The following is a 14,550-nucleotide window of genomic DNA, read 5'->3' on the forward strand; positions in this document are numbered from 1 at the left end:
AGTGCCCAAGCCAAGTGCTTTTTCGCTTAATTTAATTCTTTCCGAATGAGCCAGTCAATATCAACCGTTTCACCAGTCGCATACTCATGCTCACTAAAACGCTCAAAACCATATTTAAAGTAAAAGTTTTGCGCTTTGAAATTCTTTTCCCAAACACCTAACCAAATCCACGAAAACTTTCGTTTAGTAGCTTCTTGCATGGCAAAATTAAACATTTCCTTGCCAAAGCCCTGTCCTTGATAAGGTTTCAAAACATAAATCCGATGAACCTCAAAAGCATTCTCCATTGAGTGTTTTGATTCTACTGGCTCAGTCTGTGCTTGTCCCCAGTTAAATTTAAGAAAGCCAACAATCTTTTCTTTCTCATCTAGTGCAAAATAGGTCTCCGACTCTACTTGCGCCAAATCCTTCTGAATCTGCTCAAGGGAGAGTTCATGAGTAAAATAATCTTGCATATCTTCCACTTTGATATAAGGGCCGAAAGTTTCTTGATAAGTTTGCACTTCCAGTTCTCGTAGAACTTCAACCTGTCCTTCTTTTACTTTTACTAACATAGCATTTATTTAAATTGTTCTGAAAAACGAACATCACCTTGATAGAAGCCACGAATATCATTGATACCGTAGCGCAGCATAGCCACCCGTTCTTGACCCAGTCCAAAAGCAAAGCCAGAATAAATATCAGCATCAATGCCACTCATTTCAAGGACACGAGGGTGCACCATTCCAGCTCCCATAATTTCAATCCAGCCAGTCTTTTTGCAGACATTGCAGCCTTGCCCACCACATTTAAAGCAAGAAACATCCACCTCAACAGACGGCTCTGTAAATGGGAAATAGGACGGACGCAAACGAATGCTGCGGTCTTCCCCAAACATCTTTTGCACAATGAGCTGCAATGTCCCTTGAAGGTCTGCCATAGAAATATTTTTTCCGACAACCAAACCTTCAATTTGATGAAATTGATGAGAATGCGTCGCATCGTCCGTATCCCGTCGGAACACACGCCCTGGCGAGATCATTTTCAGAGGTCCTTTAGAAAAATCATGTGCATCCATCGCTCGAGCTTGAACTGGGCTGGTATGAGTACGCAGCAAAATTTCTTCTGTAATGTAGAAAGTATCCTGCATATCACGTGCTGGGTGGTCTTTTGGTAAATTCATTCGTTCAAAGTTGTAATAGTCTGTTTCAACTTCAAAACCATCTACGACTTGATAGCCCATCCCGATGAAAATATCTTCAATTTCTTCACTTGTTTGGCTAAGAACATGACGATTCCCAGCAGAAATTTTCCGACCAGGAAGGGTGACGTCTACAGACTCACTCGCCAACTGATTGGCAACTTTTTGTTCTTCCAATAATTTTGCAGATTCTTCAAAAGCAGCAGTCAACACATCTCGCGCTTCATTGACATGTTTCCCGATAATCGGACGCATATCAGCAGAGACGTCTTTCATGCCTTTTAAAATCTCTGTTAAAGAGCCTTTTTTCCCAAGAACAGAAACTCGTAGATTTTGCATTTCTTTTTCATTTTCAGTCGAGATTTTTTTCAACGACGCCAGAGTTTCTTCTCTAAGCTTATTTAATTGTTCTTCAATGGTTGACATAATTCCTCCAAATATAAAAAACCGCTTGTCAGACTCCATAAGCGGAGCGTTGACACGCGGTACCATCCGTTTTCATCTGGTTTTCCAGACCTTAATTCTAAATCCTATTGCAAGTGAATTTACCTAGTTTTCATCTAAAGAACTCTCAGTCTCTGGTTCTTCTCCCTGTCAAACTTCCCCTAAGCTACTAGTCTTGCGGATTCTTATTCAATTAATTGGTATTATACCAAATTTTATAGGACTTGTAAATAGACCTTGTTTAAAAATGCAATCACACTTAACATACATTACAGGCAGCAGTCAATTCTATACTAGCTCGCTCAAGTATTCGTAGCGCTCATATTTCTCCAAAAGTAAATCGTTTTTACCATCCAGCTCTTTTTGAAGTTCAGCGAGTCGACCGAAGTCCGAAGCATATTCCTGCATTTCCCGCTCAATAGCTACAATTTCCTCCTCAAGCTTCTCTATATCTCCCTCAATAGACTCCCACTCCTGTTTTTCAAAGTAGCTTAAGCGCTTCTTTTCCTCTCGCACTTTAGCTACTTTTTCCTTTTCAGGTTGTTGGGAAATGGCAGATCTCTCTAGCTCAAACGCCTTTTCATCCAGATAATCAGTATAATTGCCGAAATATTCTCTGATAATTCCCTCTTCAAAGGCTAAAATCTTATCTGCTACTTTATCAAGGAAATACCGATCGTGACTAACAGTCATAACTGGGCCGGCAAAGCTTTGCAAAAAATTTTCCAGCACCGTTAACGTTGCAATATCTAAGTCATTAGTCGGCTCATCCAACAGCAAAACATTCGGCTTTTCCAACAATAACTTGAGAAGGTAAAGCCGTTTTTTCTCTCCTCCAGACAATTTTTCAATCAAAGTTCCATGAGTGGAGCGAGGAAAGAGAAATTGTTCTAGCAGTTCAGCAATAGATGTCGTCCCCACAGATGTCTTAACTTCTTCTGCGACTTCCTGCAAGAAATTAATAACGCGCTTGGATTCGTCCAACCCTTCAATTTGCTGTGAAAAATAAGCCACACGAACTGTCTCGCCAATCATAAGTTGACCAGATTGAGGTGCTAATTTCCCAGCAATTAGATTGAGCAAGGTAGATTTTCCAACACCATTATCCCCCACAATCCCAATCCGATCTTTATTTTGAACTAACAAATTGAAATGAGAAAGAATCTTCTTATCACCATAAGCAAAGTCCACATCTTTAAATTCAATCACTTTCTTCCCAATCCGACTGGTCTCGAAATTCATTTCTAAGTCTGTCTGAATCGCTTGATCAGATAAATCTTTTTTCAAATCTTGAAAACGATTGATTCGAGCTTGCTGCTTGGTTGCTCTGGCCTGTGGCTGACGGCGCATCCAGGATAATTCCTGCTTATAAAGTTGCTGCTTTTTATGGAGAAGGGCAGCATCTCGCTCGTCTTGTTCTGCCTTCAAACGAACATAATCTTGATAATTTCCTTGATATTCAAGCAAATCTCCGCTGTCCAATTCAAAAATCCGCGTCGAAACATGATCTAGAAAATAGCGGTCATGGGTAATGAAAAGAACCGTTTTTTTGGAATTCTTCAAAAAATTCGTCAGCCATTCGATACTATCAATATCCAAATGATTTGTCGGCTCATCAAGGAGCAATAAGTCATCGTCTCCTAACAAGACTTGCGCCAATTGCACGCGCCGTCGTAAACCACCCGACAGGTCGCCTACCTTAGCAGATAAGTCGTTCAAACCTAGCTTCGACAAAACAGTCTTAACTTGACTTTCAATTTCCCAAGCTTGAAGAGCATCCATTTCAGCCATAATTTTCTCTAAACGAGATTGATTGCTTTCATCATAGTTAGACAGCAATAGCTCATACTCACGAATGAGCTGCATTTCTCGCAGATTGCTAGATAAAACCGTATCTAGTACCGTTTTGTCGTCATCAAAGTGCGGTTCTTGGGTTAAGTAACCAATCTTATAGCCCGATTTAGCAGAAAAAGGATTGACATCCCCGTCAAATCCAGATTTTCCAGACAGGACATTCAAAAGAGTCGTTTTTCCAGTTCCATTGACCCCAATCAAGCCAACCCGATCCAAATCATGAATAATAAAGGAAATATTTTTAAAAACAGTCTTATCTCCCACCGTTTTAGTCAACTTTTCAACAATAAAGTCACTCATCTTCTCTCCTCTACAAAAGCTAAAATAGCCTCCAGACGGTTATCCAAGACACCATTCACAATAGCCGTCTCAATCTCAGTCAAGAGCTGTCCTAAAGCAGGCCCCGGCTTAAAACCAAACTCTTTGATTAACAGGCCACCATTGACGACAATTTCATGTTTATCATGAATCGTTAGTGAATCATAAGTAGAATGAATTTTTTCAAAATCAACCGCTAATCCCTGTGCTTGACGAATTTCTTCTGCTTGTATCATCAGGTCCAGTTCAAAACGATAGCATTCTTCCTTATCCAGAAAATGCCTTTGGCGGATAGTATAAATCGTGACAATTTGCTCTACGCGCTTTTGAAATTCATTTGAAGTTTTCCAATGTTTGAGGAATTTTTTAACATTATTTACTTGAAGAGCCATTAAAAGAGTAGCCCAGGCTTGCTCTGAACTCGTAAATTGAAAATCTACTTTAATATCAAACATTGTTTTCAATTGTGATTGGCTGCTGCGCATGTCAGGTAAATAGTCCGTTGCACCACTGGCAAGCAGACTTTTCAATCCTTTACGCCAATAAGACGCTGTCAGTAGTTTGTCAAATTCAATGAAAGTCCGCTCCACAGAAATTTTTTCTAATAGCGGCGAATACAGTTTCATAGCCTGAAATGTGTCTGTGTCCAAGTCAAAACCTAAAGCTGCCTGAAAACGAAATCCTCGCATAATGCGCAGAGCGTCTTCGTTGAAACGTTCCGAAGGTGTTCCTACAGCACGTAAAATCTGATTTTCTAAATCAGCTAACCCTGCAAATAAATCAATCACATTCCCTGCTTCATCCAAAGCCAAAGCATTGATCGTAAAATCGCGCCGTTTTAAATCTTCTTCGAGAGAACGAACAAATGTGACATGGCTAGGTCTGCGATAGTCTACATAGATATCCTCTGTCCGAAAAGTCGTCACTTCGTATTCATGATTGTCTTCTAAGACTAAAACTGTCCCATGCTCAATTCCGACATCAATCGTTCGCTCAAAAATACGTTTGGTTTCTTCTGGATAACTGGAACTTGCAATATCCACATCATGAATCGGTCGATTCAATAAAGCATCGCGGACCGAACCACCGACAAAATACGCCTCAAAACCGGCATTCTTAATCTTCTTTAATACTGGTAAAGCCTCCTGAAATTCAGAAGGCAGATTTTCTAATCTCATAATAAATATTCCAATCCGTAGACAAGCTCTTTTTTCTTGACCACTTCCTTAATACCTAAATTCACCCCCGTCATGAAAGACTTACGATCGTACGAATCATGACGAAGTGTCAGTCCTTCACCTTGTCCGCCAAAGATGACTTCTTGATGAGCCACCAATCCTGGTAAACGAACCGAATGAATACGCATGCCGTCCATTTCTGCACCACGCGCTCCTTGTAATAACTCTTTTTCGTCCATTGCACCCTGATGTTTTTGGTGGCGCACCTTGCTGATCAATTCAGCTGTTTTAATCGCTGTGCCGCTCGGCGCATCCTTTTTCTGATCATGATGTAATTCAATGATTTCCACATCTGGAAAATATTTAGCTGCTTGCGCTGCAAATTGCATCAAGAGAACCGCTCCCACAGCAAAATTAGGAGCAATCAAGCCTCCCAGATCTTTTTGCCGAGAAAGCTCAACTAACTCTTTGATTTCATCTGATGTAAATCCAGTCGTTCCAACCACAGGAGCAAAGCCATGTTCTAATGCAAAACGAGTATTTTCATACGCTACTTTAGGAGTTGTAAAATCAACCCATACATCCGCTTCTACGCCACTCAAATCTTCTTTCTGATTAAAAACGGGAACACCAGCTACTTCTCTTTCTGGAGTGAACGGATCAAGCAGTCCAACGAGCTCTAAAGCAGGATCTTCTGTCACCATGTTATAAGCAGCTTGTCCCATTTTTCCTTTGAAACCAGCAATAATGACCTTTATACTCATGGAATTCTCCTTAAATAATCGGAATATAAGCTAAGGCAATACTTCCAGCACCCAGGTGAGTTCCAATCACACTACCAAATGTCGCAATTGGAATCTCTCCGGAAACACCATCTTCTAACAACAATTGATGTAAATGTTCTGCTTTTTCCAAAGCATTTCCATGAATAATCACCACTTGGTAATTTCCTTGTGCGGTCTGCTCTTTAACAATCTCAATTAGGCGTTTCGTAGCTTTTTTCTCGGTACGAATCTTTTCATAAACCTCAATGACACCCTCGTCATTAAAGTAAAGAATCGGCTTAATACTGAGCAAATTCCCCAGAATTGCAGCGCCGTTCGACAAACGACCGCCCTTTACCAAATGATTTAAGTCATCTACCATGATAAAAGCGCCAATTCCCTTGATTTGAACGTCAAGATTGCTCAGAATTTGCTCAAACGCTAACCCTTGTTCAGCCCAGTTCAAAATATGCTCCACCATCATTCCAAGCGGCGCACTTGTGATTTTTGAATCTGGAAAAGCAATTTCTAAACTTGGAAATTCATCTTTCAAATACTGAATATTTTGATAAAAGCCAGAAATGCCACTCGATAAAAACAGTCCAATGACATGAGTATAACCTTGCCCTTCTACTAAAGACAGGTTGTTCACTAAGCTAGCGATACTCGGTTGGCTAGTTTTTGGCAATTCACTAGAGGCTGCCATTTTTTGATAAAATTCGCTAGCAGAAAGATTCTTTCCTTCGATGTACTCAACCCCGTCAATACTAACGGGAATATCTAAGACAAATAAATGCTCATTTTCGATGACTTTGCTATCCAAATATGCTGACGAATCAGTAATTACGGCTAATTTCATGCATTAAAACTCCAAATTGATACCTGGTAAATCCAAGGCGATTTCTGTTACTTCATAGGTCAAACGATTTAAGACGGACAAACTTGGACGAGCAAGTTGTTCCACTTCGTCCTGCTCAAATTCACTTGGCTCATTGACAATTTGTCCCATGATATGGTTGACTTGTGAGATTGTTCCACTAATTACAAAAGCATCAAAGACAATCATAAAGCTCACAATTACAACGATAGAAGTTACTTGTCCTTCTTGATCTTGATTTAACAATTGAAAATTGACATCCACTTTTGTTTCTGGGGTTCCGTTTTCTTTTTCCCACTCTAAATTACGTGCGTCATAGTGATATTGACTGACAAATTCTTTTTCGCGTTGTAATTCCATTTCATTTCTCCTCAAAATATGCGTTATTAAAATTATAACATATTTTCCAGCGCCTGACTATTTTAATCAGTATGAAAATCATCTCCTTTCAATCTTTCTTTCAGATTAAAAAAAGGAGCTGGAGAAATTTTTTTCCAACTCCTAGAACGATGAAACTCATCATTACTTATTCAATGGTTTGCGAAGCGCTCCGAATAACACACCACTTACAATTGCGCCAATCAAGATGAAGATGATATAGAGAAGGGCATTTGAAGTAAGTGCAATAACGAAGATACCTCCGTGCGGTGCCATGAGTTTAATACCAGCCATGCCGACAAGTGCGCCTGCTAAAGCTGAACCAACCATAAAGCTTGGAATGGCACGGGCAGGGTCAGCAGCACCAAATGGAATAGCACCTTCCGTGATGAATGAGAGACCCATAACAATGTTTGTTAAACCTGAATTGCGTTCTTCTTCGGTGAATTTATCTTTGAATAGAAGGGTTGCGACAAAGACTGCAAGAGGTGGAACCATACCACCAGCCATAACTGCTGCCATTACAACTGAACCACCTGTTGAAACAGTTGCAGCAAGAGTTCCTGTACCAAAGATATAAGCCGCTTTGTTGAAAGGACCACCCATATCAATAGCCATCATACCACCTACAACGAGTCCAAGGAGGACAGCTGAACTACCAGATAAGCCTTCTAGGAAACTATTCAAGCCAGTATTGATAGCGGCCATTGGAATATTTACCAACAGCATCAAGAAACCAGTTAGCAATGTACCTAAAAGTGGATAAAGTAGAATGGACTTGATACCCTCAAGTGATTTTGGAAGACCACTCAAGGTTTTTTTAAGGAAGTTTACAACGTAACCTGCAAGGAAACCACCCACTAGAGCTCCAAGGAAACCAGAAGGTACACCAGCAAGTGCAAGAGTTGCTTTCCCACCTTCAGCAAATGGAATTTTACCAAAAGCAAGACCTGCTGAAGCCATACTACCTGCTACAAAACCTGGTGCTAAACCTGGCTTTTCAGCGATAGAATAAGCGATATAACCAGCCAGTACAGGAAGCATAAAGCCAAAGGCCAAACCACCAATATTCTTAAACATTGCTGCCAACTCATGATAAGTACCGAGATTTGCTAATTGATCTTTTGGCACTCCCATTGCTTGGTCAATCAAGAATGCCACCGCAATCATGATACCACCACCGATAACGAATGGAAGCATTTGGCTAACACCACTCATCAAGTGTTTGTAGAATCCACCTGCTGCATTTGTTGAAGAGGAGGCAGCTTTTTTATTGGCTGCATGATACACTTCTGCTTTTCCTGATAGTGCTAAGTTAATCAACTCTTCTGTCTTACGAATACCGTCAGCAACTGGGCGGTTAATCAATGGTTTACCGTCAAATCGATCCATTTCTACAGCTTTATCAGCCGCAATAATAACCGCTTTTGCTTTTTGGATATCTTCTGCGGTCAGTTTGTTTCCGATACCACTAGCACCGTTGGTTTCAACCTTGATACCAACTCCCATTTCAGCAGCTACCTTTTGAAGAGCTTCTTGCGCCATATAAGTATGTGCAATTCCTGTTGTACATGCTGTTACCGCAACAAGGAAATCACCATCTTTGGTTGCTGGTGCTACCGTTGCGGGCTCTGCTGCTTTATCAGACGCTTGGTCAAATAACACAATCACTTCGTCTGGTGAAGTCACTTGACGAAGTTTATCTGCAAATCCATCTTTCATCAGATATTGGGACAATTCTGCAAGTGCAGCCAAGTGAGTATCATTCGCTCCTTCTGGTGCAGCAATCATGAAGAACAAATCTGTCGGTTGCCCGTCTAAACTTTCATAATCCACACCCTTGTTTGATTTTGCAAAAAGAACGGTTGCTTCTTTTACTGCGGCATTTTTGCTGTGTGGCATGGCAATTCCGTCCCCTAAGCCTGTTGAGGTTAAAGCTTCACGAGCCAAGATTCCTTCTTTGAATGTTTCAAAATCCGTCACATAACCACGGTCAACTAAACGATGAATCATTTCATCAATAGCAGCTGTTTTTTCAGTTGCTTGTAAATCAAGCAACATCACATCTTTTCTCAGTAAATCCTGAATTTTCATATTTTTTCTACCTCTACTTTTTCATACGTTTCGTTAATAAAAGCGGCTGTCGCTAAGTCATCAGAGAAAGTCGTTGCCGTTCCGCAAGCTACTCCCCATTTGAAGGCTTCAACAGCATTTCCTGAACGAACAAATTCGCCAGTAAAGCCTGCAACCATTGAGTCACCAGCTCCAACAGAATTTTTTACAATTCCCTTGATTGGTTTTGCAAAATAAGCTCCGTCCTTTGTTACCAAAAGCGCTCCATCACCTGCCATAGAAATAATGACATGTTGCGCACCTTTAGCTAGAATTTCACGAGCGTATTTCTCAATCTCATCCAAATTTTCCAGCTTCACTCCGAAAATATCGCCCAGTTCATGATTATTTGGTTTTACCAATAATGGTTGAAACTCTAGTGAATCAATAAGTGTTTGTCCCTCGAAATCACAAACGACTTGTGCTCCAGTTTGTCTCGTCAGGCTAATCAGCTCTTTGTAGACAACATTGCCTAAATTTTTATTGCTTGACCCTGCAAAGACAACTGTATCTTTCTCTGACAGCCCTAAAAGAATATCTTTTAATGCTGTCAATTGCTCTGGTGAGACAGTCGGACCCGTTCCATTGATTTCTGTCTCAGCGTCTGCTTTTATCTTAACGTTGATACGCGTATCCTCTGACACTTGGACAAATTGGGTCGCAATCGCTTCATTTTCCAAGGTGTCAGTAATAAATTTTCCAGTAAAGCCACCAATAAAGCCAGTCGCTGTATTGTCAATTCCCAAACGTTTGAGCACACGACTGACGTTGATGCCTTTGCCACCGGCAAATTTATCATCGCTCTCCATACGATTCACGCTTCCAACATTGACCTTATCCAAACGGACAATATAGTCAATAGAAGGATTAAGCGTAACAGTATAAATCATACTTCAATAACCTCCGTTTTTTCTTTTATCTTTTCCAATTGCTCACTGGCACAAGCACTGGTAATAATACTTGCACGTTTGATAGGTGCGACTTTCACGAAAGAGGTCTGACCGATTTTTGAGGCGTCAGCTAAGATATAAGTCTGTTTGGCGTTTTCAAGAATCGCTCGCTTGACTGCTCCTTCTTCCATATCAGGCGTTGTATAGAAATTTTCATCAATCCCATTCATACCAATAAAAGCTTTATTGAAATTCAACTGACCGATTTGGTTCAAAGCAACACCACCAATACTAGCATCTGTCGAGCTTTTAACCACCCCTCCGATAATAACCGTTGGAATATTTTTCTCAACTAATTTTGTAGCATGGTGAATGGAGTTGGTCACAACCGTCATATGTTTGCTTGAAAGCTCATTGATTAACAATTCATTTGTCGTTCCAGCATCAATAAAAATGACATCCTGTTCTTGTATCAATTCCGCTGCTTTTTGAGCAATTCGTAATTTATCTTGAACGTTTTTGATAGATTTTTCTTGATTGCTTTCTTCCTCTTGAAGAAAATGAATGCTTTCTGCTCCACCGTGAATCCGACGCAGTTTTCTTTCATCTTCCAATTCATCTAAATCTCTGCGCACTGTTGATTCAGACGTATTTAACAAACGAACTAAGCTATCCAGAGAAACAACTTGATGACGATTGATTGCTTCTAAAATCACCTGCTTGCGCTCTGATTTTAAGATATACCTCACCTCTTCCTGCAATCGTTTACAGATTTATTATACACCATTCTATTTCAAAGTCAAGCATTTTCTTTCAAAAACTATCACTTTTTTAATAAAATAGCAAAATGCAATAAGAAAAGGCTGACATTATCATTCAACCTTTTCTCTTTTATACTGTCATACTGCTGCTTTGATTGCTGCTTCAACAGCTGCTTTTTCTTTGTCAATCAAATCAATACGAGCGGAAATTTCTTTGATTCCCATGCTGATGTTACGGCTGATAGCCAAGTCAGACAATTGTGGTTCAAAGAAGGCTTTGTATTCTGCCAAACGTTCATGCGTCTTGAAAGCATTTGCTGGATAAATGACAAATTTATCAAAGCTCATATCTCCACCGAGAGCTGCCTTGATCCAATCCCAGTTTTCACGCGCCCAAGTCCAAATCGTTCCCTGAGTAAAATCATGTTGTAAGAAAGTAAAATACCAACTCATGGCCAAGTCTTGTGGCTTCACAACATCTTTATTTTTCCATTCTTTTAAAAGACGTGTCAATGTTGCTTCACTCTTCGTATAAGACAGAGCCGAAGCCAATTGACGTTGGAAGTTACCATCAACCGTTGCAATGTAGGTTGCTAGATAGTTATCAGTCAATTCTGCTGTCTCATGGTGTTTGATTTGGTTAATCAAAATTTGCAAACGAGTGGCTGCTGGAAGTTTTTCCAAGTTTTCTTGATGTGCTTCAAAAATTTGGCTAGCTTTTTGACTCGCTTTTTCATCATCAGCCGCAATCATATTCGCTACAACAATTTGACGAACCAATTCATCTTCGTCTGTTTCACCGTCTTTCGCTTCAAATCCAAGTCGGTCAAAGTTAGCTTGATTCAGCTTAACGAGTAATTTCTTGAAAGCAACCTCTGTTTCTGTTCCTTCGTCCACAAAAGTCCGCAAGCTATTTAGTACAGCCTTCACAGCAGATACTACAAGATAAGACTTTTCATTGGTCAATTTTTCGATAACTGGGATTAAGTCTGCAAATGAAACAGAACCAGCTTCAGCCAACAGACGACGTTCTTGTACTACTTGTAACTTACTTGTATTATCCAAGTCCGTAATAGTTGCCAAAATATTGTCTAGCAATTCGCCTTGATAATCAGTAATGTAATGCGCTGTATTTTCCGTATTAAGACGAAGTGCTCCTTCATTTTGAGCTGCAAGAGCTGTATAATTTGGAATTTCAAGCGTTTCTGTTTCTAGGGTATCTGGGATACCAGTCCAATTACTATTCAACGGTACAACCCATAGACGACCTTTTTCTTCTTTTTCTCCAATAAAGAATTGTTTTTGAGAAATTTTGAGAGTGTCATTTTCCACAATCGCTGTCAAAACAGGATAGCCTGGTTGTTCTAGCCACGAATCCATGAAAGCTGCCACATCACGCCCTGAAGCTGCACCGAGAGCATTCCATAAATCACGACCAATTGTATTACCATATTGATGTTTGGCAAAATAAGCATTCAAGCCTTTTGCAAAATCTTCATCTCCTAGCCAACGACGAAGCATGTGCATAAGACGACTTCCTTTGGCATAAACAATCGCTGGGTCAAACAAGGTATTGATTTCATCTGGGTGTTTGACTTCCACATGGACAGATTGAACACCGTCAGTTGCATCCCGTTTTAGAGCCAGTGGAACACCTCCTGTTTGGAAGTCCTCAAAAATGTTCCAAGTTGGTTCAATGGCATTCACACAGACATATTCCATCATATTGGCAAAACTTTCATTGAGCCAAAGGTCATCCCACCACTTCATTGTAACCAAGTTACCAAACCATTGGTGAGCCAATTCGTGAGCAATCACAAGAGCTACTTGCTGACGGCTTGTAACAGTTGAGTTTTCATCTACTAAAAGATAAACTTCACGATAAGTGACCAAGCCCCAATTTTCCATAGCTCCTGCAGAAAAGTCTGGCAAAGCTACATGCAGAGATTGAGGAATTGGATACTTCACCCCATAATATTCTTCATAAAAGTCAATAGAGCGAACTGCAATATCTAAGGCAAATTCCAAATTTGAAGCAGGGTGAGCTTTGGTAGAGTACACGCCGACCAAGGTACCATTCTTCGTTTTTGCTGTAACGCCCTGCAAATCACCAGCCGCGAACGCCAAAAGATAAGACGACATGCGAGGAGTTGTTGCAAACTTCCAGATGCCAGTTGCTTTTCGATTTTCTACATCAACTTCTGGCATATTTGAAAGTGCGATTTCTCCTGCTTCTTGGTCAAATTTCAAAGAAAGATCAAACGTAGCTTTTGCTTCTGGCTCATCTACACTTGGAAAGGCTTCACGTGCAAAATGACTTTCAAATTGAGTAGAAAGAACTTCTTTTTTGACTCCATTGACAGTATAGTAAGAAGGATAAATCCCTGTCATATTGTCTGTAATTTTACCCGTATAAGTCAGCGTTACTTCAACAACTCCTGCTTGACCAAGCTCAACGTAAACTGCTTCATTTTCATTATCTACAGAGAAAGGACGAGCTTCGCCAGCTACCTCAACGGATTGGATTGTCAAATCCTTTTGATGAAGAGAGATTTTTTCTCCCTTTGCTTCCCCGCTAATGCTGACCTTACCTGTGAATGTTTTTTGCTCCCGATTCAAATCTAAAAAAATATCATAATGTTCTGGAACAAATGTTTCAATAAAATGTGCAACTGCTTGCATGTATGTCTCCTTAATAATATAATCTGTAACTATTGTAACATAATTCACGTGTCCTAACACAATTTCTCTATCGTTTTCCTCATTTTGTGATAAAATAGAAATACGTTACTATTTTAAGGAGAAATCATGTCTGAAATTTTTGATATTACGATTGTTGGTGGGGGACCTGTGGGTCTTTTTGCTGCTTTTTATGCTCATATGCGTCAAGCAAAAGTAAATTTGATTGATTCGCTGCCTCAGCTCGGTGGACAGCCAGCCATTCTCTATCCTGAAAAGAAAATTCTGGATGTTCCTGGTTTTATCAATCTAACAGGTGAAGAATTGATTGAGCGTTTGATTGATCAAGTAAAAACATTTGAAACAAGCATACATCTCAATGAGACTGTATTAGATATTGAAAAAAACGATGAATTATTTACCTTAACAACTAGCAAAGGAAAACACATCTCAAAAGCCATTTTGATTGCTATGGGAGGTGGTGCTTTTAAACCACGTCCGCTGGAGCTAGAAAATGTAGACCAATTTGAAAACATTCACTATCACGTGTCAAATATCAATCAATACGCTGGGCAAAATATTGTTGTTCTAGGCGGTGGTGACTCTGCTGTTGATTGGGCATTGGCTTTTGATAAGATTGCACCGACCAGCATCATTCACCGCAGGGATAATTTCCGTGCTTTAGAACACAGTGTCAATGAGCTAAAAGCTTCTACTGTCACGATTAAAACACCATTTGTCCCAAGTCAACTTATAGGCGATGGAAACAAACTCACTCATCTTGAGATTACTAAAGTGAAAAGCAATGAAACAGAGCTCTTGCCGCTTGATCAGCTTTTTGTCAATTATGGCTTCAAATCATCTGTTGGAAACTTGAAAAAATGGGGACTAGAACTCAATCGCCACAAGATTATCGTCAATAGCAAACAAGAAACTTCTGTCGCAGGTATCTATGCTGCTGGAGATTGCTGTAGTTACGACGGAAAGATTGATTTGATAGCCACAGGACTAGGCGAAGCTCCTACAGCTATCAACAATGCTATGAACTATATCTATCCCGACCAAAAAATACAGCCAAAACATTCGACCAGTCTTTAAAAAGCAAAAAACTTGAA

The 14,550-nt window shown here is 40.1% G+C and carries 12 protein-coding genes; 1 reads left to right on the forward strand and 11 read right to left on the reverse strand.

What is annotated here, in order from left to right; genetic code table 11:
- Positions 1-26: 26 nt before the first annotated feature.
- The 11 genes from EL087_RS05370 to EL087_RS05420 form a co-directional block, all read right to left on the reverse strand.
- Positions 27-554 carry a GNAT family N-acetyltransferase gene (locus tag EL087_RS05370; protein ID WP_126407287.1) on the reverse strand — a complete coding sequence of 176 codons (528 nt, stop codon included), beginning with the start codon at positions 552-554 and terminating at the stop codon, positions 27-29.
- Positions 555-559: 5 nt separating this feature from the next.
- A complete protein-coding gene (pheS, locus tag EL087_RS05375) occupies positions 560-1,606 on the reverse strand; it encodes a phenylalanine--tRNA ligase subunit alpha (protein WP_126407289.1) in 1,047 nt (348 codons plus the stop codon).
- A gap of 306 nt (positions 1,607-1,912) precedes the next feature.
- A complete protein-coding gene (locus EL087_RS05380; protein ID WP_126407291.1) occupies positions 1,913-3,778 on the reverse strand; it encodes an ABC-F family ATP-binding cassette domain-containing protein in 1,866 nt (621 codons plus the stop codon).
- Entirely contained in the window at positions 3,775-4,974 is a 1,200-nt protein-coding gene (locus EL087_RS05385; protein WP_126407293.1) for a CCA tRNA nucleotidyltransferase, read from the reverse strand. Before EL087_RS05385 ends, EL087_RS05380 begins: the two co-directional genes overlap by 4 nt.
- Positions 4,971-5,738: a 4-hydroxy-tetrahydrodipicolinate reductase gene (dapB, locus tag EL087_RS05390; RefSeq protein WP_003042347.1), complete on the reverse strand. Its 768-nt coding sequence runs from the start codon at positions 5,736-5,738 to the stop codon at positions 4,971-4,973. Before dapB ends, EL087_RS05385 begins: the two co-directional genes overlap by 4 nt.
- Before the next feature lie 10 nt (positions 5,739-5,748).
- Positions 5,749-6,597 carry a DegV family protein gene (locus EL087_RS05395; RefSeq protein WP_126407295.1) on the reverse strand — a complete coding sequence of 283 codons (849 nt, stop codon included), beginning with the start codon at positions 6,595-6,597 and terminating at the stop codon, positions 5,749-5,751.
- 3 nt (positions 6,598-6,600) lie between these two features.
- A complete protein-coding gene (locus EL087_RS05400; protein WP_003024043.1) occupies positions 6,601-6,975 on the reverse strand; it encodes a DUF1149 family protein in 375 nt (124 codons plus the stop codon).
- Between the two features lie 162 nt (positions 6,976-7,137).
- Entirely contained in the window at positions 7,138-9,087 is a 1,950-nt protein-coding gene (locus EL087_RS05405) for a fructose-specific PTS transporter subunit EIIC (RefSeq protein WP_126407297.1), read from the reverse strand.
- Entirely contained in the window at positions 9,084-9,995 is a 912-nt protein-coding gene (pfkB, locus tag EL087_RS05410; RefSeq protein ID WP_126407299.1) for a 1-phosphofructokinase, read from the reverse strand. The genes EL087_RS05405 and pfkB overlap by 4 nt, the downstream gene beginning before the upstream one ends.
- On the reverse strand, positions 9,992-10,735 hold the full coding sequence (locus tag EL087_RS05415; protein ID WP_126408151.1) for a DeoR/GlpR family DNA-binding transcription regulator: 744 nt from the start codon (positions 10,733-10,735) through the stop codon (positions 9,992-9,994). The genes pfkB and EL087_RS05415 overlap by 4 nt, the downstream gene beginning before the upstream one ends.
- Before the next feature lie 159 nt (positions 10,736-10,894).
- Positions 10,895-13,438 (reverse strand): M1 family metallopeptidase, encoded by a 2,544-nt coding sequence (locus EL087_RS05420; RefSeq protein WP_126407301.1) that lies wholly within the window; start codon positions 13,436-13,438, stop codon positions 10,895-10,897.
- 126 nt (positions 13,439-13,564) lie between these two features.
- Here EL087_RS05420 and EL087_RS05425 point away from each other — a divergent pair, with 126 nt between their 5' ends.
- Positions 13,565-14,533 (forward strand): NAD(P)/FAD-dependent oxidoreductase, encoded by a 969-nt coding sequence (locus tag EL087_RS05425; protein ID WP_003029201.1) that lies wholly within the window; start codon positions 13,565-13,567, stop codon positions 14,531-14,533.
- Positions 14,534-14,550: the final 17 nt, after the last annotated feature.

Source organism: Streptococcus milleri (assembly GCF_900636525.1).
GTDB classification, from domain to species: Bacteria; Bacillota; Bacilli; order Lactobacillales; family Streptococcaceae; genus Streptococcus; species Streptococcus hominis.